The sequence below is a fragment of the Oleiphilus sp. HI0086 genome, assembly GCF_001635225.1.
This window is the reverse complement of sequence record NZ_LWFZ01000205.1, coordinates 1-711: the sequence shown is the minus strand read 5'-3', so window position 1 is coordinate 711 and position 711 is coordinate 1. Positions and strand designations below refer to the sequence as shown.

Below are 711 nucleotides of genomic sequence, written 5' to 3'. Positions count from 1 at the left end.
TGTAAGGAGCTGTCTAAACACTTCCTTAATCAGTCAGTTGTACTAAGTGAAAAACAGCAAAAAATTGCTAACCTGACTCAAGCTATCCAAATACATCTCGCAACCTCGTATAAGATAATTCTTATCGATAGCGTGCCTAACATTAATAGCGAAAAAGTCAGGAAAAACTTTACTTGTGCTGCTCATAGGATGATGTCCGAGTATGGGCAAGTCCTGCTCCGATCTAATCAGCTTTATATTCACACTCCCAGAGATATCTGGGTCGAAATGCATCAGGTTTTCTACTTTGCTGAACAACACAATTTACTGAAATATACCGTTGCAGACGATCAAAGAAGAGACGGACGAGAAACTCGAATAGATCAAGTCTATAAACAGAATCTCTTACTAAGCTGCTGTCGCCCTAACCAGCTACGTCAAAACGATATACAGATTGCTTATTACGCTTTCGAATTGTGGTCAGACCTAGTTGACATCGGTGCCGATCAAATCGATGAATCAGTCTTTGTAATCAATATCGAGCAAGATCTACCACCTCGATACAAAAGCTTACTTAAAAGTACCAGTGCCAGCCATTATGGCTTTAACACGACCGAACTAGTGAGCAGACTAAATGAACACCTTAACACTGAAGTAGAGCAGGCAAAGTCAAAGAAGCGTATTGAAAAAGAGCCGATCATAGCACTGCCTAAGCATATTTCCGACGTCGTT

General features: G+C 40.6%; 1 pseudogene. It reads left to right on the top strand.

Going from position 1 to position 711, the window contains the following annotated elements:
• A pseudogene (locus tag A3756_RS27095) lies at positions 1-711 on the top strand (hypothetical protein); the annotation flags it as partial.